The 20,361-nt window shown below is 73.8% G+C and carries 15 protein-coding genes; all 15 read left to right on the plus strand.

The window, feature by feature from the left end:
* The first annotated feature begins 21 nt into the window (after positions 1 to 21).
* Positions 22 to 1,134, plus strand: a complete 1,113-nt coding sequence (locus K2F47_RS30475; protein WP_242909282.1) for an LLM class flavin-dependent oxidoreductase — start codon at positions 22 to 24, stop codon at positions 1,132 to 1,134.
* Positions 1,135 to 1,157: 23 nt separating this feature from the next.
* Positions 1,158 to 2,249, plus strand: a complete 1,092-nt coding sequence (locus tag K2F47_RS30480; protein ID WP_242909283.1) for an AraC family transcriptional regulator — start codon at positions 1,158 to 1,160, stop codon at positions 2,247 to 2,249.
* A gap of 8 nt (positions 2,250 to 2,257) precedes the next feature.
* Positions 2,258 to 3,016: an aspartate/glutamate racemase family protein gene (locus tag K2F47_RS30485; RefSeq protein WP_242909285.1), complete on the plus strand. Its 759-nt coding sequence runs from the start codon at positions 2,258 to 2,260 to the stop codon at positions 3,014 to 3,016.
* Between the two features lie 66 nt (positions 3,017 to 3,082).
* On the plus strand, positions 3,083 to 3,895 hold the full coding sequence (locus tag K2F47_RS30490) for an SAM-dependent methyltransferase (RefSeq protein WP_242909287.1): 813 nt from the start codon (positions 3,083 to 3,085) through the stop codon (positions 3,893 to 3,895).
* A 9-nt stretch (positions 3,896 to 3,904) separates the two neighbouring features.
* Entirely contained in the window at positions 3,905 to 4,393 is a 489-nt protein-coding gene (locus K2F47_RS30495; protein ID WP_242909289.1) for a hypothetical protein, read from the plus strand.
* A gap of 306 nt (positions 4,394 to 4,699) precedes the next feature.
* Entirely contained in the window at positions 4,700 to 6,943 is a 2,244-nt protein-coding gene (locus K2F47_RS30500; RefSeq protein ID WP_242909291.1) for a VWA domain-containing protein, read from the plus strand.
* 19 nt (positions 6,944 to 6,962) lie between these two features.
* Positions 6,963 to 10,124, plus strand: coding sequence for a tubulin-like doman-containing protein (locus K2F47_RS30505; RefSeq protein WP_242909293.1), 3,162 nt, complete (start codon positions 6,963 to 6,965; stop codon positions 10,122 to 10,124).
* A gap of 4 nt (positions 10,125 to 10,128) precedes the next feature.
* On the plus strand, positions 10,129 to 12,285 hold the full coding sequence (locus tag K2F47_RS30510) for a hypothetical protein (protein WP_242909295.1): 2,157 nt from the start codon (positions 10,129 to 10,131) through the stop codon (positions 12,283 to 12,285).
* On the plus strand, positions 12,282 to 13,301 hold the full coding sequence (locus K2F47_RS30515) for a protein kinase family protein (RefSeq protein WP_242909297.1): 1,020 nt from the start codon (positions 12,282 to 12,284) through the stop codon (positions 13,299 to 13,301). The genes K2F47_RS30510 and K2F47_RS30515 overlap by 4 nt, the downstream gene beginning before the upstream one ends.
* A gap of 5 nt (positions 13,302 to 13,306) precedes the next feature.
* A complete protein-coding gene (locus K2F47_RS30520) occupies positions 13,307 to 14,350 on the plus strand; it encodes an ATP-binding protein (protein ID WP_242909299.1) in 1,044 nt (347 codons plus the stop codon).
* Between the two features lie 24 nt (positions 14,351 to 14,374).
* Positions 14,375 to 15,421 carry a toll/interleukin-1 receptor domain-containing protein gene (locus tag K2F47_RS30525; RefSeq protein WP_242909301.1) on the plus strand — a complete coding sequence of 349 codons (1,047 nt, stop codon included), beginning with the start codon at positions 14,375 to 14,377 and terminating at the stop codon, positions 15,419 to 15,421.
* Between the two features lie 118 nt (positions 15,422 to 15,539).
* Complete coding sequence (locus tag K2F47_RS30530) at positions 15,540 to 16,277, plus strand: Crp/Fnr family transcriptional regulator (protein ID WP_272497685.1); 738 nt, start codon at positions 15,540 to 15,542, stop codon at positions 16,275 to 16,277.
* 56 nt (positions 16,278 to 16,333) lie between these two features.
* Positions 16,334 to 17,140, plus strand: a complete 807-nt coding sequence (locus tag K2F47_RS30535; protein WP_242909304.1) for a hypothetical protein — start codon at positions 16,334 to 16,336, stop codon at positions 17,138 to 17,140.
* 24 nt (positions 17,141 to 17,164) lie between these two features.
* Positions 17,165 to 18,424: a hypothetical protein gene (locus K2F47_RS30540; protein ID WP_242909306.1), complete on the plus strand. Its 1,260-nt coding sequence runs from the start codon at positions 17,165 to 17,167 to the stop codon at positions 18,422 to 18,424.
* On the plus strand, positions 18,331 to 20,352 hold the full coding sequence (locus K2F47_RS30545) for a hypothetical protein (protein WP_242909308.1): 2,022 nt from the start codon (positions 18,331 to 18,333) through the stop codon (positions 20,350 to 20,352). Before K2F47_RS30540 ends, K2F47_RS30545 begins: the two co-directional genes overlap by 94 nt.
* The last annotated feature ends 9 nt before the right edge of the window (positions 20,353 to 20,361 follow it).

The raw sequence follows: 20,361 nt of genomic DNA on the forward strand, positions 1-20,361 counted from the left end.
CCGGGTTGGAGGAGATTCGTCATGGGGTTCCAGCTCGGCGGATTCCAGCTCGGCCTGTTCTCGCCCAACACCGAGTCCGGGCTGGCTATCACGACCGTCCCGGAGCGGTGGCACGCCACCTGGGACAACAACCTGCGGCTCGCCCGGCTCGCGGACGAGACGGGCATCGACTTCCTGCTGCCCGTCGCCCGCTGGACCGACTGGGGCCCCGGCACCGAGTTCCACAAGAGCGCCCTCGACCCGCTCGTCTGGGCGTCCGGCCTGCTCGCCGCCACCAGCCGGATCCGCGTGTTCAGCACCGTCCACACCGCGTTCCACCATCCGATCGTCGCGGCGAAGCAGCTCGCGACCGCCGACCACCTCAGCAAGGGACGGATCGGGCTGAACATCGTCGCGGGCTGGCACGCGCCCGAGTACGAGATGTTCGGGCTCACGCTGCCGGGCGACCACGACACCCGCTACGCGCTCGCGCAGGAGTGGTGGGACGTCGTGCGCCGCATCTGGTCGAGCACCGAGCCCTTCGACCACGACGGACGGTTCTTCCAGCTCAAGGGCGTCGTCGGCGCGCCCAAGCCGTACCGCGGCGACCGGTTGCCCGTGATCAACGCGGGCTCGTCGGCGCAGGGCCGCTCGTTCGCCGCCCGCAACGCCGACCGGGCGTTCACCGTCGTCGGCGGACCCGAGGACGGCGCGGAGATCGTCAAGGCCATCCGCGCGGAGGCCGCGTCGCATGGCCGGACGGTCGGCGTGTTCACCCTCGGCCACGTCGTGTGCCGCCCGTCCCGCGCCGAGGCGGAGGAGTTCCTGCGCTACTACGCCGACGAGAACGCCGACTGGCCCGCCGTCGACGAGGTGATGCGATTGCAGGGGCTGCACGCGCAGTCGTTCACCCCGGAAATGCTGAAGATGTACCGCAACCGTTTCGCGGCCGGGCACGGAAGCTGCCCGCTGGTGGGCGACCCTGACGACGTCGCCGACGCCCTTGAGCGGTTCGCGAAGGCGGGTTTCGACGGTATCGCGCTCTCATTCCTCAACTACGCCGACGAACTCGGCTACTTCGCCGCCGAAGTCATGCCCCGGCTCCGCGCGCGCGGTGTCCGCGGCTCCGATCCCAAGCGTCCCGAATCCAGTTGATCACGACATCATCCCCAGACGACATGACCGAAACCGAAACCATCCAGTCCGAGCGCACGAGGCGCGTCCCCGACCTTCCGGAGCGCGAGTCCGAACGGCCGCCGTTGTCGGCGTACCAGCGCGTCTCCGGCGAGACGGAGATCGACGTTCTGCACGACGAGGTGGAGCCGTTCGCCGTCGGCCACGACCTGCAACTGCTCAAGCGCGGCATTCCCTTGGACGGCCGCGTCAACGCGCTCGGCGTCGGCGCCGTCAATCTGGTCTGGGTGCGCTACGGCGGCGGGGGCGTCATCGTGGACACCCCGCCGACCGGCGGCGAGTTCGCCATGTGCGCGCCGATCGCGCCGATGGACTTCGAATACCGGACCACCAAGGAGCACGGCACCGCCGGGGGAAGCCTCGTCCTCTCCCACGACAAGCCGATGCGCATGAAGCCGGACCCCCGGCTCGGCTGCCTGGTCATCGCCACCAGCACGGGACGGCTCACCGACTACCTCGCCGACTATCTGGGCGACCAGCCCGGCCGGCCGCTGCGTTTCCACGGCGCCGAGCCCGGTTCCGACGCCCGAGCCTTGGCCCCCGCCTCGATCGTCGAGCAGACGTGGCGGCACGTCTGCCGCGTTCTCGACAACGGTTCGCACCTGCATCCGCTGGCGGCGCGGAATCTGGAGGAGGCGCTGCTGACCGCCATTCTGCTCGGCCTCCCGCACACCGCGACCGCGTCGCTCGCGGAGCCGCCGCGCCGCGTCCCGCACTATCTCGCCACGCTCATCCGCGACTGGGTGCACGCGCATTACAACGAGCCGATCGGCGTCCGCGACGTCGCGGCGGCGGCGGGCATCGGCATTCGCCAGCTCCAGGTCATCTGCCGCGACCAGTGGGGCGTCACGCCCACCCAGCTCTTGCGCGGGGTCCGGCTCGACAACGCGCGCGCCGCCATTCTCGCCGCGCATTCCGCGCCCGGCGTCATCACGCGGATCGCCGAGTCCGCCGGGTACATGGACCTGACCCGTTTCGGCGTCCACTACCGGCGGCGCTTCGGGGAGACGCCCACGCAGACCCTGAACCATTCGCGGCCCGCCTCCCGGCTCACGGTCGCCGCCTGCGGGAAATGACGGGGACGATGACCGGAAAGCGCGTCCTGCACGTCCTGCCGGTGGCGGTGCCGCCGGACGCGCGGGCGGCGTTCGCCGAGCAGCTCCCCGCGGAGATCATCGACGACGGCGTGGTCGTCGAGTTCACCGCCCCCGCGGACGGCCCGCTCAACATGATCGACAGCGCGTACGAGCGGACGCTCAGCGACGTCGCCGTGCTCGCCGCCGCCACCGGAGCACAGGCCGACGGCTACGCCGCCGTCGTGGTCAACTCCATGTCCGACAGCGGGCTCGCCGCGCTGCGCTCGCGCCTGGACATCCCCGTCGTCGGCGCGTGCCAGGCGTCGATGGCGCTGGCGGGCGTGCTCGGCCAGCGGATCGGCGTGCTCACGATGTGGCCGCCCTGGCACGCGCTCTACCCGGCCGCCGCGTCCGCCGCCGGGCTCGCCGACCGTCTGGTCAGCGTGCGCGACATCGGCGTCCGCCCGGATGCGGAGGCGCTGCTCACCGGACGCGAGCACGAGGTCTTCCCCCGGCTGCTCGACGCGGCGCGCGCCGCGATCGACGAGGACGACGTCCACGTGCTGATCCTGGGCAGCACCACCATGCACCAGTCGCACCGCTACCTCGCCGAACACCTCCCGATCCCGGTCATCAACCCGGGGGTGGCGGCGCACCAGCTCGTCCAGCAACTGCTGCGCGCGGGCCTCACCCACTCCCGCCGCGCGCACCCGGCCCCGGCCCGCCCCAACGACGACCTCCTCGACTACCTGCAACGGGGCCGGTAGTCAGGGGCTGATCTGGGGGTAAGCCTCCGGGGAAGGACTTCGGAACCCGAGCATCGAGGACGGCCCGTGACGGAACCGGCGGACAGGACGGACCCGGCGGACAGGATCGACACCTCCGTGCCCCACTCGGCGCGGGTCTGGAACTTCCTGCTGGGCGGCACCGACAACTATCCCGTCGACCGGCAGGCGGGCGAACGGGTGTTCGCGGCGTTCCCGGGGATGGTCGCGATGGCCCAGCAGTCCCGGCAGATGCTGCGCCGGGTGGTGCGGTACCTGGCGGGCGAGGTCGGCATCGCGCAGTTCCTCGACATCGGCACCGGGTTGCCGACGATGGACAACACCCACGAGGTGGCGCAGCGGGCGCTGCCCGCCGCGCGGATCGTCTACGTCGACAACGACCCGCTGGTGCTCGACCACGCCAAGGCCCTGCTGACCAGCACGCCCGAGGGCGCCACCGCCTACATCGAGGCGGACGTGCGCGACCCCGGCACCGTCCTCGCCGAGGCCTCCCGGACCCTCGACTACGACCGTCCGGTCGCGCTCATGCTGATGGGCATCCTGGGGCTCGTGCCCGACTTCGACCAGGCCAGGACGATCGTCGCGACGCTCATGGACGCGCTGCCGTCCGGCAGTTTCCTGGCCGTCTACGACGGGACCGACCAGGACCCGGACTACACCGCGGCGATCCGCGCCTACAACGCCGGAAGCGGCGCCATCCCCTACACGCCCCGGACCCCGGAGCAGATCGCCCGGTTCTTCGACGGCCTGGAACTGGTGGAACCCGGCGTGGTGCCGGTGACGCGGTGGCGTCCCGTCCCGGGTCAGGAGGACGTCCCCGAGGTGTCCTGCTCGGGCGGTGTGGCGCGCAAACCCGGCTAGGGTTCCGCCATGGCAGTCCCCGAGATCATCCCGATCGCCTACGAGCCGAACCACCGAACCGGCACGATCGGGCGATTCGCGGACGGGCAGTTCCTCGCCTCGGTCACATACGCCGTCCCCGAGGGGCATCGATACGGCGAAGGCTCGGAGGACGCCAGACGTCTCTACGCCGTCCTGCACCGGTTCGACTTCGAGGGCCGCCACGTCGACTCCGACATCTGGTGCGCAGGCACCTGGGACGAGCAGCAGCGGGACCGCGGCGGCCCGGACTCGCCCCTCGCCCGTGCCGAAGCCCGCATGGCGGCGTTGGTGGACGCCCTGCCGCGCCGGGAGTTCCAGGGCATCGGGATCCGCCCCTTCCGGCTGACCGTCGACAACGTGCTGTTCGGGCTGGTCATCGAGCGGCACGGCGGGAACGAGGACGAAGACGACTGGGCCGAGCTCTACCCCGACGGGCTCGGTTTCTGCGAGCCCTGGGACGGCGAGTACTCCACCTGACCCGGGGGGCTCGCCCCCCTGACCACAGGCGAACGCGCCCAGCTCGTCAGGCTCGTCGGCAAGCTGCTGGAACTCTGACGGCGGCACCGCCCCGGCCCTTCGGGGCGCGATTCCAACGAACATCCCGGAAGCCGTACCACGAGGCTTTCCGGACGGCGCGTACCTGGCAGCATCCCGGGCGGGCTCGGGGACGCGGCGCGGCCGGAGGTCTCCGGGGGTCAGGCGAAGCCGGGGGTGGTCGTGAAGGGGTTCAGGTCGTGCGCTCCGTCCCGGGAGCGCGCCCGACGGTCGATCGCGTGCGGTCTGGTGGCCGCCGCGCTCGCCGGGCTGCCCCCGATGCCGCCGGGACGGGCGGACGCGCGGGCGCCCGAGCCGACGCCGCTGGACCTGGTGGTGGCGGTGGACGAGTCGGGAAGCCTGGCGCCCGAGGACGTCCACGCGGAGCTGGAGGCGGCGGCCACGATCGTCCAGGGCGGGCTGAACCCTCGGACAAGGGTTTCGGTCATCGGCTTCGGAAGCGCGGGACGCGCGGGACGGGACGCGGTCACGCAGTACTGCCGCCCCACGGTCGTGACGGGCCGCGCGGAATTGCAGTACCTCACGGCCTGCGTGAAGGGGCTGCATCGGCGCAGCCAGGCCGAGGGCGACGACACCGACCACGCGGCGGCCCTCGCGGAGGCGTTGCGCATCCTTCGGTCCGGGTCGCCGGGCGGTGCACTCAAGAGCGTCTTCCTGCTGACGGATGGGCGTAACGACCCCACCGGAGGCCACGGGAACGCCGACGCGGAAGACCGGCGGCTCCGGGAGCAGCTGGACGGCGCGCGGGACGAGGGGGTCGGGATCTGGCCTCTCGGGTTCGGGCCCGAGGTGGACCAGGCCGGGCTCGACCGGTTCGCCGAGGGCGGGGCGCGGCGGGGCTGCGACGGGCGCGCCGAGTCCCGGCCCCGCGCGCGCAGGGTCCGCGATTCTCGGCAGGTGGCGCGGTCGCTCGTCGAGGCCTATGCCGCCGCGTCGTGCTTCCGCGTCAGCCCGCCTTCGGAGGGCTCGCTCAGCCCCGGCGGGACGGTCGAACTGCCGCTGGCCGTCCCCGCCATCGCGTCCGAGGCGACGTTGACGGTGGCCAAGGGCGATCCGGGGGTGCGGGTGGAGTTCGTGGCGCCCGACGGCCGCGTCGCCCCGTCGGGCGGGACGCAGGGCGCGTCCACGTTCACCCGCAGCGGCACGGGCGGCGCGATCGAGGCGCTGCGGGTGGTCTCGCCGCCGAACGGCACCTGGAAGGTCAGGCTGACCACGCCCGCCGGAACGCCACGGCAGCGGGTCGCGGCCACGGTCATGTTCCAGGGCGTGATCCGGTCCTCGCTGGTGGTGGAGCGCCCGACGGTCCGGACGGGCGAGCACGTCACGGTCCGGCTCGCGCTGGAGACGCGGGGCGGCTACGTCCAGGACCCGAAGGAGCTGGAGGGGTTCTCGTTCACGGTCACGGCGGCCGGGCGGGCGCTCGGCGCGGGGCGGCCGGTGCCGATGCGCGACGACGGGCGGGCCCCGGACGACCGTCCTGGGGACGGCTCCTACGCGGGCGTCTTCACCGCGCCCGGCGCGCCGGGACTGGTCACGCTGACCGGGCAGGTGGCGGCGGCGGGCGTCCGGTCGGAGCGGAACCCGAGCGCGACCGTCAACGTGATCGCGCGGCCGCCGGACGTCCAGGGCGTGGTGCGGTACCCGGACGGGACGGACGTCCACCCGGGCGGGGTCGTCCACGGGGAGATCCAGCTGCACAACGCCACTTCACGTCCGATTCGGACGCGGCTCCTCCTGCGGGCGCCGCCGCAGGCCCAGGTCACGCTCGCCCCGGACACGCCCCTGACCGTCCGGCCGGGAGGCTCCACGCATCCGTTCACCCTCCGGTTCGGCGAGCGGGCGGCGCTGGGCCGCGCCACGGTGACGGTCCAGCTGGCGGACGAGGCCGACCCGGCGAAGGTCTACCTCGCCGGGCAGCGCACGGTCGGCGTGGAGGCGCCGCCCGGATGGCTGGAACGGCACTTCTGGGAGATCCTCGGCGTCCTCGCGCTGGTCGCCCTGGCGATCGCCGCCGCCTGGTTGAAGCGCCGCGTCGAGCGCGCCCGCACGGACGTGCGGGGCCTGCGGGCCGGGCTGCGCGACCGCGACGGCGGGGAGATCGGCCGGGAGCTGCGGCCGCGCGGCCGGTGGTCCGACGAGTTCCCGTTCGTGGTCCGCGACGGCGGCACGCGCCTCGACCATCCCGTGGCCGGTGAGAAGGCCCTGGTGGCGCGGCGCGCGGAGCCCGGACGGGTCGCGGTCACCCGTCCGGACGGCACGGAGTTCCACGTCACGCTCGGCGCCGAGAGCGAGGACGTCGGCGACGGGGTGCGGCTCGTCTTCCGGAGCGCCCCCGCGCGGTCCGGGTCGAGCGGCCTGATCCGCCGCCTGCTCGACCGGCCGGACAGGAGTCGCCGTCCGGGGAGACCACCCGGCCCGGACGAATCGCTGGTGCCCCCTACGCCCCACACCACCTCCGACGAGTGGCTCTGAAATGCCATAGGAGATACACGTGAAGCTTCGACAGCCCTTGATGTTCGTGGGGTTCGGCGGCACCGGCTGCCGGATCGGCGCGGCGCTGGAGAGCTGGTTCCGCGCCGAGATCTGCGGCCCGGACGGCACCGCGTTCCAGCGGAAGCGTCCGAGCGCCGCGCGCTACGAGCTGCCCGCCTGCGTCCAGACCGTGTTCATCGACGTCAACCTGGCCGATCTCCGCAAGCTCCCCGAGCGGACGGTGCCCGACCCCCGGTACCTCTCCTCGACCCATCACACCGCCACCTACATCGGGTTGAACACCTACGCCGACAACTACCCCGAGCTGGCGCGCAACCTGCGGCTGCGGCTGGGGCGGCAGGTGGAGGGCTGGCTGCCGGGCCCGGCCGGGGAGCCGAACGTCACGCCGCTGGGACTCGGCGCGGGCAAGCACCCCACGGTCGGCCGCGCCGTGCTCCTCGACACCTTCTGCCACGGCTCGGCGCCGATGGCGGAGCGGCTGGGCGAGGCGATCGGACGGCTGTCGTCGGCGCAGGGCGCCGCCGACCTGGCGTACATGGCGGACGGCGCGGCGAGCGACCCGTCCGCCGTGGATGTATTCGTCGCGTTCTCCGTCGTGGGCGGCACCGGCGCGGGGATCTTCTATGACGCCCTGCACGTGGTGGCGGAGCTGTTCGCGCATACCGCGATCAAGCCCAGAATCCATCCGCTCGTCCTGCTGCCGTCCGCGTTCCCGGAGGGGATGGGCGGCGGACGGTCCGGCGAGCTGAACGCCGCGCGCGCCCTGCTCGACCTGTTCCAGCTGGTCGACCGGCAGAACAGCGGCGGGACCGGGGGGATGCTCGGCTCGACCGGATGGGACCGCCCCGGCGGCGCGGCGCCCGACGACGACGACGAGGTCGCGGTGTGGCTCCCCGAACTCGGTCGAATCGAAATGCGTCCGGGCATCATGCAAACAGCTTTTCTGTTCACGAGACCGACGGGCGTCGATCCGGACGACCTGCGCCGCTCGGTCGCCGCGCTCGTCATGTCCCTGGTCGGCGCGGAGGCGACCGGCTCCGACGCGGGTCGCGGGGGCCACCACCAGACCTTCGCCGACGACTTCCTGAACCACGCGAGCGAGCGGCAGACCCAGGCCCCCGACGGCATCGGCGACCAGGGCGTGTCGACCGCGCTCGTCGCCTCGCTGAGCGTGCCGGTGGAGGAGATCGCCGACCTGGTGGCGGGACGGCTGCTCGCGGACGGCGTCGAGCAGCTCGCCGTCCCGCCGGGCGCCGCCGAGGCGAACCGCGAGCTGATCAAGGGGTTCTTCACCAAGGCCGGGCTGCACGACCTGCTCGTCCGGCCGAAGGAGGACTTCGCGGAGCCCGAGCCCGCGCGCGGCGCCCGCGCGGTCATGACCGCGCTCGCCGACCGCGTGGAGTCCATGCGGGCGGGCCTGGCCGCGCAGCGGACCCGGCTGGACAACGACGTCCCCCTCCAGGTGGAGGCGTTCGCCCCCGAGGACGCGATCGAGTGGCTGCTGAAGGAGTGCGACCCCTTCCGCGCGCAGCGGGTCGTGTTCGGCCATGAGGGGCTGGGCGGCGAGGTCGACCGCGAGGGCGCACAGGGGCTGATGACGCGGCGGCGCGAGGCACCGGCCGCGCCCAAGACGGGCGACGGGCGCGACGTCGCACCGAGGGTGCCCGACCTCCGGGACAGGCTGGGCGGCTTCGTCCCGGTGCGCTGGGACGACGGCCTCCCGGACCAGGCCCGCCGGGAGCAGGACGCCTGGTACCAGTGGCAGTCGCACGTCGCCTGGACGCAGCCGTGGTCGAAGCTGGCTCCGGGCTGGCAGCCCCGCCTCGACCAGGCGTACACGACCCTCGCCGCGCTGACCGGCGAGCTGACCGAGCACGCCAGGCGCGAGCGCGAGGACGACCACGGGCGGGCCGACCGGTTGCGGCAGCGCCAGGGCAGGGTGGCGTACCTGCTTCCGGCGGGCGACGACCTGGAGTACTTCCACCGGTCGGCGGTCCAGCGGATCATCGACGCGCGGGTCGCGGCCGGGACGCTGCCCGCCTCGGCGCGCGAGGGCGACCTGCTGCACGCCCTGCTCACCCCCGACGCGTGGGCCGACGCCTTCGGCGAGCTGTGCCTCGACGGCTCGGCCAAGGCGGCCGGACGCGCGGTCGACGCGCTCCGCCGGACGCTGCGGAACGAGATCATGGTGTCGCTGCGGACGCCGGGCCCCGACCACGGGCCGCCGCTGCCCCGGCTGGGCGACCTGCTGGCCGAGGCCGCGCAGGGCACGGGACGGCTTCCCGAAAGCGACCTCGTCCCCTTCCGCGCCAAGCTGGCCGGGCTGGTGACCTCGGCGTTCGTCCCCCAGGGCCGGGGGCCGCTGAAGGTGCTGGTCACCTATCCCGCCGCCGCGCCCGACCCGGTGACCGAGGAGTACCTGCGGCGGACGATCAGGCTCCCGGCGGGCGAGGCGGCGAACTTCCAGTTCTCGGACGGCACCACGGAGTCGATCTCGGTGGTGCTGCTGCGGACCTCGATGGGCCTCACCGAGGTCCGCGAGGTGCGGGAGCTGCTGCGGACCTGGGCCGACGCGGTCGACCGTCCGCAGTCCCAGGACTTCCTCAAGTGGCGGCAGCGGACGGGGTTCGACTACGGGTACCTCGCCACCCGCGAACACCACCGCGTGGAGATCATGCACCGCCTTTTTTCCGCCATGTGGAACGGGCTGGTGAGCATCGACGGCGACCCCGCCTCCCCGATCAGCCTGACCGTCCGGTTGACCGAGCAGGTCGCGATGACCCTGGACCTCCAGCCGCTCGACCGCGCCTCGTCCTGGGGCAGCCTCCTGCGCGCCTACGAGAACGCGGCGATCGCCGACGACTCCGATCTCTGCCGCCACTTCTGCCAGCGGCTGATGGGCGAGAACCCCGACGGCGTCGGCACCCAGCCCAAGCCGCCGCACGATGTGTACCGGATCGTCCGGTCGCTCGCCGCCGAGCAGATCACGGTGATCGACCGGATGCTGGACGGCCTGCACCCGTCGGTGCGCGCGCGGGCCGTGCAGATGCGCGACTTCTGGGCGCGGACGGTCCCGGACGCACTGGAGCGGGAGTTCACCGAGGTCATGGCGATCCGGCGGAACCTGCTGGAGCTGGAGCGGGCCGTCGAGGGGTGGTGAGGCCGTGGACGAGCCGAGAGGGGAGCGCCCGGCGGTGGCCGAACTCGACCTTCGCGGGACGGACCCCACCCAGGCGCTCAAGCTGCTCGACGAGCTGTGGGAGACGCGCGGCGCGGGCACCGGCCGGGTCCTGGTGACCGACGAGAGCCGGTTGCTGATGCCGCACGCGGCGGTGTTCGCGCGGCTGCGGACCCCGCTGGTGGGCGCGCTGCTGTGCGTGGCGGTGGGCCGTCCCGGCGGCGCGACCGGGCTTGAGGTGCCCGGGCCGCTGCTGGCCGGGCAGGACGCCGGGCTGCTGTGGGTCCCCGACGAGGCCGGGCACGGCTGGCGGCCGGACGGCCCGGCGCTGATCGCGGGCCCGGACGTGCCCGGCGGGGGTCTCGCGCGGCTGCGCGAGCTGCTGCGGCTCCCGGAGGTGTTCGACCGGACGGCCGTACTCGCGGCCGCCGTGCCCGGCGGGGTGTCCAACCCCGGGATGCGGCTCGCGGCCGGGCTGCCGGACGACGCGGAGTTCGCCTCGGCGCTGCTCACCGCCATCTCCGAACTCCTGGAACCGGACGCCCGGCCTGCCGTCCCGCCTCTGGAAGAAGGCGAGGGCGAGCCGGAGGAGACCACGGTTCGGGTCCGGGACGGGAGCCCGCTCAAGGCGGCCGGTGAACGGGCGGAGGCCGCCGTGGCCGGGGCGCACACGGCCGCCGAGCGGCTGGGCGGGCCGTCCTCGCTGCTGCTGTTCCGGCGGCCGCTACCCGCGGTCGGCGAGATCGCGCACGCCGGTCAGGCCGTCGCCGAGCTGCCGACGCACTGGGGGACGCTGTTCGCCGAGGTCCCCGCGGACATCGAACCGTTCCCCGGTCAGCACCGCCTGCTCCGCGAGAAGGGCGTGCTGCTGCCCGAGCCCGAGAAGCCCGATCGAGAACAGGTTCGCATGGCCTTCGGCGGTTACGTCGCGGAGGCGCTCACGCGGGGATCGTCGCTGGCCGGGCTCAAGGAGGGGCTGCGCGAGCAGCAGCAGCGGGTCGTCCCGCCGCGTCTGGACGCGGAGCGGGAGCTGGATCGGGCCTGCCCGGCGGAAGTGCTCGACCGGCTGCGGGGGGACGCGCGGCTGCCGCGTTCGCAGGCGTGGCTGCCCCTGCCCGGCCTGGCCGTCACCCTGCTCGCCGGGCTCGGCCCGTTCGGCGTCGCGGGCGCGGCGGCCTTCGGGGTGATCTATGTGCTGCTGATCGGCCTGAGCCTCGTCCGCGGCCCGGGTGACGGGCTTCGCGACGAGAGGGCGCCGATGATGGAGACCGTCGCGGCCTGCGTGCTCGGCTGCTTCCTGGTGGGCGCGGTGGGCCCGGTCGACCTGTCGCCCGCGCTGCGGCTGGCGTCCGTGCTGCTCGCGGGTGGTGGGGCGCTCGCGACGACGCTCTGGTCATGGCGTTCCCGCTGCCGCCGCTGGGTCCGCGCGACCGGGCTGGAGGAGGTCCCGGCGGTGCTGGCGGAGCTGGACGCGACCGCCCTGCGGCTCGCGGCGGGCTGGGTGCGGGCCGCCCGCGGTCGCGCCGGCGTCGCCGACCTGGTCCGCGCCGCAGCGGCGGTCGCGGGCGTCCGGGACGCGCTGGCATGGCACGCCGAAACGCGTCCGGCGGCGGACGGCCGCACCGGCGCGCGGGTGGAGCTGGTCGCGTCCGTCCGGCGCCATCTCCGGGGCCTGGTCGAGGCGGCGCTCGAACCGTGCTGGGGTGACCCGGCGGACGACCTGCCGACCGTCCATCAGGAAAGGGCGTGCACTGCGACAGCCGATCGGCTCACGGAATGGGAACGGCGGGCGAGCCTGCACGGCGCGCTCGAACCGCCGCCCTCCGCCTCGGACGCGTCGCTCCGCATGGAGGAGGCGGACGCCGGAGCGCTCGCGAACGAGGTGGCGCACCGTCCCGACGGCGTGATGTGGCAGTTGCTCGGGCCCGGCGAGCTGGCGCTGACGCGCGACGGCGACCGGCATCCCCCCTGCGTGCGGTTCGCACCGGAGGCGACGCGGGCGGCGCTGGCCGCGCGGTGCCCCGCCGACACGCTCTGGATCCGGTCGTCCCGGCACGCGGGGGTGCTGCGGCTGGTACCGGTCCGGCCCGACGCGGTGCGGCAGAGCTGGACATCCGACGGCGACAGCTGGGAGACGACGTGAACGAGGTGACGCCCCGGCCCGTGTGCTATCTCGACGCCCGCACCGGCCACCCGGTCCGGGCGATGGTCGTGGCCGCGACCGACGACGGCGCGCGGGTGTGCCTGGAGACGGCCGAGAGCGCGTTCGAGGCGCTGCTCCTGCGGCCCGCCGCGCCCGGCGCCGCCGGGCACCGCGCGCTCGACAACGAGATCATCGCCGGGCGGTGGCGGTGGCGCTGCCTCGCCGGGCGGCCCCACCCGGCGGAGGTGTCCGCGCTGATCGGCCACCACGTCCCGGGGGCCGAGCCGTTCGCGCTGGTGGAGCCGTACCGGGGCGGTCCCTGCGGCGCCGAGGCGGGCCGGCTGCTGCCGCAGGACCTGCGCCGGTTCCAGACGAGCCTGCTCGCCGGGGTGCGGCTGCTCGCGGTGGCCGGGATCGCGCACCGCGCGCTGAACCCCTGGACGGTGCGGTGGGACGGCCGCCAGGCGCAGATCACCGACTTCGCCCACGCCGCCCTGCTGGGCGAGCCGCGCACGGCTGGCGGCGCGCCGCCGTGGTGTGCGCCCGAGCAGCGTCCCGACCAGGTCGGCGGGGATGTGGGCGACCGCGACGACCTGTGGGCGGCGGGCGGCCTCCTCGTCTACATGGCGACCGGCGAGGAGCACCGCGAGCCGGACACCGCGAGCCTGCCGCCCGAACTGGAACGGCTCGTGGACGGCCTCTTCCTCCCGCCCGCCGAGCGCCCCGACACGGCCGAGATGCTGCGCCGCGTCGAGGCGGCGGAACCCGTCCCGTACGCGCCGGAGCCGGACCCGGGGCTCGTGGCGGGGCGGCGCGAGTTCTTCGAGGTCCGGGCGGCCAAGCATCCGCCGAAGGTGCCGCCGCCGGAGGTTCGGGAGGGCGCGTTCACGCGGTTCGCGGCCTGGCTGGCGCGGCTCGTCCGGCGGTGGCACCTCGGGCCGTCCCCGCACTGGGTGTGGATCGGCGCGTCGGCGATCGTGCTGCTGGTCCTGTCCGCGAGGCTGATCGGAGGCTGAGAGCGATGCCCGACCTCGACGCGGTGCTGTGCCCGGTCTGCCTCCACCGCATCCGGTGGGCGGACCTTCCGCTCTACCGCTACGACGCCCCGACGGGCGGGTATGTCCCGCAACCCGTCCCGGGGGACGCGGGGCCCGAGCAGAAGGCGAGACTGCGCCGGCTGGCGTGGGTCCGCTGCCCGAACGAGCACGCCGCGCCCCACCACCTGCCCGCCTCCTACGGGGAGTCCGGCCCGCCGCTGGTGTTCGGGATGGTGGGGGCGCCGGGCTCCGGCAAGACCCACCTGCTGACCGCGATGATCAGCGCGGTCGAGCGCGGCGACCTCCACCGGCGGTACGGGCTCGCCTGCTGGCCGCTGGAGGTGCCGCTGCACCAGCGGTACCTGCGCGACCACGTCGGCCCGCTGCTGGGCGAGGCCCGCGAGCTCGCGCCGACCCCGCCCGGCCGGGTCATGTTCGCCGACGGGTTCATGGTCGCGCACGGCGACCGGCCGCCGCGTCCCGTCGCGCTGTTCGACGTCGCGGGCGACGACCTGACCCGCGTCGCCGAGGCCACCGCGTTCCTCGACGCGGCGCACGGGCTGATCTTCGTGGTGGACCCGGCCCGGCTGGACGAGGCGGACCGCCGCGACCACGCGTTCGGCGCCGTCCTCGACCTGCTGCGGGCGTCGGGACGGCTGCCGCGGGTGAGCGCCGCCGTCGTCCTCGCCAAGGCGGACCTGCTCCGCTACGAGGACCCGGTGGCGCTGTGGCTGCGCCGCGACACCGCGACGCTCGACGCCGACGAGTCGCTGCGCGAGAGCGCGGACGTCTACGCCTACCTGCACCGCCGCGAGGCCCACGCCTGGACGCGGCCCTACCGCGAATGCCGCCACGCCACCCTGCACGTCGCGTCGGCGACCGGGTCCGGCGCGGCCTACGACGACGCGACCGACGAGTCGTACTTCACCGAGGGCGTCCATCCGCGGCGCGTCCTGCAACCGCTGGTGTCGCTATTGGCCATGACGGGGGTGCTGGCCTCCCCGGAGGCCGAGCTGATCGGCACCTGAGCACCGATCGAAAAGGGGAACGGAATGCGAAGATTGTTGCTCTCGGTGGACGCCCGGGGATACGGCGGCGCCACCGACCGCGAGCAGGCGAGAATCCAGGAGGGGCTGCTCCGCGTGCTGGACGAGGCCGCCGCGCGGGCCGGGCTGAACCGCCCCGGCTGGATCCGGCAGCCGAGCGGCGACGGCGAGCTGGCCGTCCTCCCGGACACCGAGCCCGAGCCGCGGGTCGTCGGGGACCTGCCCCGCGCGCTCGCCGCCGAGCTGCGCGCCCACAACCGCGGGCTCCACCCGGACCTGCGGCTCCGGCTGCGGCTCGCCGTCCACCACGGCGTCGCGCTCGACGCGCCCAACGGCCACACGGGCGCGGGCCCGGTCGAGGTCAGCCGGTTGTGCGACAGCGCGCTCCTGAAGGACGCGCTCGCCGCGTCCGGCGCCGACCTGGCGGTCGTCTACTCGCGGCAGATCTACGCCGACACGATCCGGCAGGGGCACACCGGCCTCGAACCGGGAGACCTGCGGGAGATCCGGGTGGCGCGGAAGGAGTTCGACCAGCCCGCCTGGATCTGGATTCCCGGCCACGACGTCCACGCCCTCGCCCTGCCCGAGCCCGAGCAACCCGCCGAAGCGGAGCCGGAGCATCCGGCCAGGCTCGACGCCGTCATCTGCTTCGCCGAGGAGGACACCCCGACCGTCGAGCGGCTCGCGCTCCAGCTGCGCCGCCGGCGCGTGGCGGTCTGGATCGAGCCCTGGGTCGACCCGGGACTGGTCGTCCTGCTGGAGAAGGAGCGGGCGATCGGCGCGGCGGCGAACGGCGTCCTGGTGTTCAGCCGGGCGTCGGTGAAGCAGCCGAGGGTCATGGACGACTACGCCGCGCTGCTGACCCGCGTGCACGAGCCGGGCGGGCGGCGGTTCGTCCCCGTGCTGATCGAGCCCGTGGAACTGCCCCGCTTCGCCGCCCTCCGCCGCCCGCTCGACCTGACCGGCGCGCACGCGGGCGAGGAGAGCCGCCTCAACCTGCTGGCCCGCGCGATCCGTTCTGACACGGGGAGTCAGCGGCCCCAGAAAAAGTGATCTTCCGGATAGGTTTCCGTATTGTCGATACGGCTGCCGAATCCGCATTCGGGCCGCCGTTCGCTCGGCCGTGGGGTTAGGCTGACGCCAATCAGCTAACCTCAACGAAGATCACATTATGCCGCACATTCAGAAAGCTCCCCATCCGGCAGGCGGCTGGCCGTCCCGCAGCCTCCTCGGACAGCTGAAGCCCGAAACCAAAGATCATCTGTTGAGCCTGGGCGGACTCCGGCAGATCGCCGCGGGCGAACATATCATCATGAAAGGAGCCACCGCGCCGCTGGACGTATTCGTGCTTCTGGAGGGCATCACCAAGGTCACCGTCGACACCGAGAACGGCAAGTCGATCCTGCTGTCCATCCGCGCGGGCGGCGACATGGTCGGCGAGCTGGCGGTGCTGGACGGCAGCCCCCGGCTGGCCCAGGTCACCACGATCCGCCCCTGCGTGGTCAGAAGGATCTCCGGGCCCCAGTTCCTCGCCTTCCTGGACGGGCGTCCGGACGCGTGGCGGGCCATCAACCGGATGGTCGCGGCCAGGCTCCGCGCCGCGACATGGCACCGGGTCGAGTACGGAAGCTTACGGGTGCCGGTCCGGGTCGCCCGCATCCTCATGGTGCTCGCCCGGACGTATGGCGAACCCTGCGGTGACGGCATCCTGATCCCGATCCACCTGACCCGTTCCGAGCTGGGCGGGCTGATCGGGGCCGAGGAGCCGACCGTCCAGAAGACGCTGGCCGGACTGCTCAGGTCCGGGGTCAACGGGAAGAAGGGCCAGAAGATCGTGATCCGCGACTGGCCGGGGTTGTGCGCCGCCGCGGGGATCGACGAGATCCCGCCGGAATACGGGGTTGCCTGACGCGCGGCCCCCCATAGTGAACGGGTCCCCGACCGGCGCGGCGCGGAAAGGCCCAGATGTACGACTCCGATCCCATACGACGGCTGTGCGCGGGCATCGCCGTCCACCAGGGACAGGCCGTCCCGGACGAGGCCCCCGGCGGCCGCCCCTACCGGCGGATGGTGGCGGCGGTGCGGAGCGCCTGCGTCACCGCCGGACTGGACCTCGCGCTGCTCCAGGAGCACAACCCGGCGCTCGCGCGGCAGGCCGGGGGCGCGGCCGTCCTGCTGGCGATGCCCATCGGGATAGACGAGCCGCGCGCCATCACCGACCTGGTGCGGTGCCTGGACGAGGAGGTCGTCACCGACCCGCGGGCCGCCCTCGACCCGCTCCGCGTGGTCGTCGCGTTCGACGAGGGCACGACCTGGCTGACCGACAGCGGCTTCGAGGGGCGCGTCGTGTCGGCGGTGTGCTGGCTGTGCACCGACTCGGCCGCCCACGCCGTGCTCGCGAACGGCCCCGAGCGCGGCGTCGGGGTCCTCATCTCCGCCCCGCTCCTGGACGACCTGATCCCACCCACGTCGGGGCCGGACGGCCGCGCCGCGCGTAGCCCCGAGGCGTGCGTCGACGCACCGCGCGGCGGGTCGCTCGACGGCGGGTCGCTCGACGGCGGGTCGCCGGACGGCGGCCTCTCGGGCGGCGGGCCCGCGCACGGGCAGACGCCGGACGGCGTCCCCGATGACCGTGCCTTTGGGGACGGCCGCGTCCAGCGCGTCTGCCTCCCGGACGGGTTCGAGTCGGTGTCGGTCGAGCGCGCGGGGCAGCGCATGGCGGCGTGGGCGCATCCGTCCGGCCGGAGCTTCCGGCTCCCCGGCCAGATCTGATCCGGGCCCGGAGAGGTCGCCGCCATGCTCCCCGAGACCCGCCGCAAACTACCGCCGTCGCTGCTGGTCCAGCGCGTCCGGACGATCGCCGTGCTGCTCACGGCGGCGCTGGCGCTCGGACTGATCGTCGTCCTGATCTTCGACCGACCGTCGAAGGGCTCCGGCCCGGGCCGGATCCCCGGCCCGACTCCGGGCACCGGCGGGTCCGCCACCGCCTCACCGCCGCCGCTTCCGGCCGACGGGCCGTTCACGGTCTCCTACAGCGGGGCGGCGAGCCGTCTCGGGGACCTGTCGGACGAGGAGAAGCGGGAGCAGTTGCGCGACTGGCTCCGCTCCGCGCTGGCCGCCCACCTGCACCTGGACAGCAGGCGCTACCGCTCCGCCGTCTACGACGCCACCCCGGTCAGGGACGCGGGGCTCGCCGACCTGGCCGCGCAGCCCACCGGGCCGGGGCGCGCGCTGTTCGACGGGCGGGTCCTCCACCTGCTGATCGCGGCCGACGATCCGAACGCGTCCCGCAGCATCGCCCTGCTGCTCGACCAGCACCGCACCGACCACGGGGCCGATCCGGAGGGGGTGCGGGTCCACCGCTACACGATCGACAGGTCCGCGCAGACGATCCGGGTCGGGGCGGACGAGACGCAGAAGGCGGCGCGGGCCCGCGAGGCGAACGGCTACGTCGTGATGCGCGTGGACGGGCGCGATCGGCTGACCGGGTTCCTCAAGCGCACCCGGCACCTCTCCACGCTGGAGCGGCGAGGAGGCGAGATCTGGGCCGGGGGCTGGAAATGGCAGAGCGGCACCGCCCCTCCGCTCTCCCCCGCCGATGTCGCCGCGATTCAGGAGGGATACCTCAAGGATTCCGGCGGCACTCCCGGGTTCTCGCTCGACCCGCCCGGCCGCCGGGGCCCGCTGGTCCCGCACGGGCGGATGTACCACCGGGCCCGCTACGAGGGAGGGCTCGAGGGCACCGAGGTCGGCATGACGCTCTTCTACACCGACCTGATTGCAAAAAACTGGTCATTCGGGATTGGGACCGGTGTCCCCGTTAAAAAGGTCAAGGTTTCGTTCCCGACCCGGACCCCTCGATACCCGCCGGGCTCTGCCCTGCGAACAGGGGGTCGGGGGAGGAAAGCGGGCGGCTCTGGTTCGGGCAGAACGACACCGGGTTCCGCTTCGGCGACGACCGGGTGGACATCGGCGAGCGGGCGACCCGGCTGTTCCAGCGCACGTCATCGGGCGACGGCGAAATCGAGCCCAGCTACCACTTCGGACGAGGGCTGAAATGGTGGAACCGGCATTTCCAGGACGTCGCCGACTACGAGCCCCAGTACGCGCGGCTTGAGCAGATCATGCGGTGGTCGGGGGCCTTGGAATGGCTCACCGAAAAGGCCGGCGTGCCGGGCATTCCCGGGCTCGACGGCGCCGGTGTCCGGCGCCGGGACCTGAACTTCGAGGGGTGGTACGCGGACCACTCCGAACTGCGGGAGCGGGAGAAGTTCGCGTTCGTCTCGGGGGCGCGGCACGAGACGGTGATCACGAGGCTGTCCGAACCGCGCGAGTTCTGCGGATTCCAGTACTTCGGCGGAGGGGTGTCGCTCGCCGACTCCCTGCACCGCGCGGGCGACGAGTCGTGGCGTCCCAGTACGCCGCTCCCCCGGGAGGACGACCGTGCCGGGCTCTACGACTCGTCCTCCAAGCTGGACCCCGCCACCGGCGACGGCGAGATCGGCCAGGTCCGGCTGGACGAACAGGGCGGGGTCGACGAACGCGTCGACCGCAGCCTCACGCACGGCAAGCGCGGCGACGCGGTCACCGAGACCACCGGCCAGGAAGGGCGGGGCGGCTTCTTCGGCGGGCTGAAGGTCTGGCGCAAGGAGAAGGCGCAGCGCAAGCTGCACATCGCACGCGAGGCCGGCGGGGGGTACCTCTCCGAACGCATCACGTTCCAGGGCAGCGAATGGGGACGCCTGGTGGCGCAGTCGACCGGGGGACGGGTCGTGCTGAGCTGGGTCAGGGGGCCGCTGGAACGCGTCCGGCTGGCATTGCAGTCGTACCAGGAGAAGGGCGAGCCCGCCCGCGACTCCGTCCTGTTCCGCTACGGCGACTGCTACAAGGTCGGCGGCGGGACCGACTCGGCCTGGTTCCGGATCACCGGCGACGTCGGGCCGCCCGGCGACGGGATGGAGTTCCGGCTGGGCCGCCCGGACGGGCGGGGCGCGCCCGAGTTCTTCCTGGGCCTGCCGGTCTCCGTGGGGCCCGACGGGCTGCCGATACAGCCGCGTCCGCCGCCGGCGAGGTCGAAGGGCTGGTGGGAGTTCCCGGTGCGTCCGTCCGGCTCGCCGAGCCGGGCCGTCATCGGCGACCCGTCCCACGGGGCGCGCCAGATGTACGTCGAGGACACGGGCGGGCACCGGTCCGACGTCCGCTGGGACGACAACAGGGTCTGGGTCCGGCTCGACGACCAGAAGATGGGGCCGCGCGGCACCGCGGAGGCGGGGGCGTTCCTTCGCGAATTCGACCAGATCCTCGCGGCGCGGCAGGAGGCCGTGGCCGCCCACGACGGACTCGCGCGGGGCGTCCCGCTCGGCGAGGACGGCACGGCCATCGTCGGCGCGGACAAGGTGGTCATCACTCCCGCCGACGGCCCGTTCGGCGTCCGGGTGCGGGAGGCGCTCGGCACGGACCCGGCCCGCTCCAGGCCGCGGATCGGCGTCGAGGCGGGGCACCCCGTCCACCACGGCCAGGGCCGGATCATCCCCGGTGCGGGGTGGCGGGAGATGGAACTGGGCGAGCTGGCCAAGGAGAACAACGTGCTGGTGGACGGCAAGCTGTACCCCTACGTGATCAACGACGGTCTGCTGAGCAGCGACTGGCCGAAGCGCCGCCAGAAGGTCACCGTCCAGAAGGCGATGGTGGAGGTCACCACCGCCGCCGAGAGCCCGGGCGTCCTCGCCGACGCCTACCAGCAGCAGAACGGCCGGGGACAGTCGACGACCTGGCTGCGTGTGACCGGCCCGGGCGGCCGACCGGGTAACTCCCCGGTGCCGTGGAGGCCTTTCCCTCCGGTGACGGGTCCTTCCGAGTCGTCCAGCCCGACCCCGCCCCCTTCTCCGTCGCCGTCCGGACAGGCGCGTCCCGGGACCGTGCTGGTGCCGGTCCTGCTCGCCTGCCCCGCCGCCGGCGACCGCGACCACACCTGCGTGCCCTGACCCCTGGAG

Origin of the sequence: Actinomadura terrae (assembly GCF_022751215.1) — a bacterium.
Taxonomy (GTDB): domain Bacteria; phylum Actinomycetota; class Actinomycetes; order Streptosporangiales; family Streptosporangiaceae; genus Spirillospora; species Spirillospora terrae.

Excerpts from the sequence above, each read along its gene's own strand:
- K2F47_RS30475 (WP_242909282.1), top strand. The coding sequence starts at position 22 with ATGGGGTTCCAGCTCGGCGGATTCCAGCTCGGCCTGTTCTCGCCCAAC.
- K2F47_RS30480 (WP_242909283.1), top strand. The coding sequence starts at position 1,158 with ATGACCGAAACCGAAACCATCCAGTCCGAGCGCACGAGGCGCGTCCCC.
- K2F47_RS30485 (WP_242909285.1), top strand. The coding sequence starts at position 2,258 with ATGACCGGAAAGCGCGTCCTGCACGTCCTGCCGGTGGCGGTGCCGCCG.
- K2F47_RS30495 (WP_242909289.1), top strand. The coding sequence starts at position 3,905 with ATGGCAGTCCCCGAGATCATCCCGATCGCCTACGAGCCGAACCACCGA.
- K2F47_RS30520 (WP_242909299.1), top strand. The coding sequence starts at position 13,307 with ATGCCCGACCTCGACGCGGTGCTGTGCCCGGTCTGCCTCCACCGCATC.
- K2F47_RS30525 (WP_242909301.1), top strand. The coding sequence starts at position 14,375 with ATGCGAAGATTGTTGCTCTCGGTGGACGCCCGGGGATACGGCGGCGCC.
- K2F47_RS30530 (WP_272497685.1), top strand. The coding sequence starts at position 15,540 with ATGCCGCACATTCAGAAAGCTCCCCATCCGGCAGGCGGCTGGCCGTCC.
- K2F47_RS30535 (WP_242909304.1), top strand. The coding sequence starts at position 16,334 with ATGTACGACTCCGATCCCATACGACGGCTGTGCGCGGGCATCGCCGTC.
- K2F47_RS30540 (WP_242909306.1), top strand. The coding sequence starts at position 17,165 with ATGCTCCCCGAGACCCGCCGCAAACTACCGCCGTCGCTGCTGGTCCAG.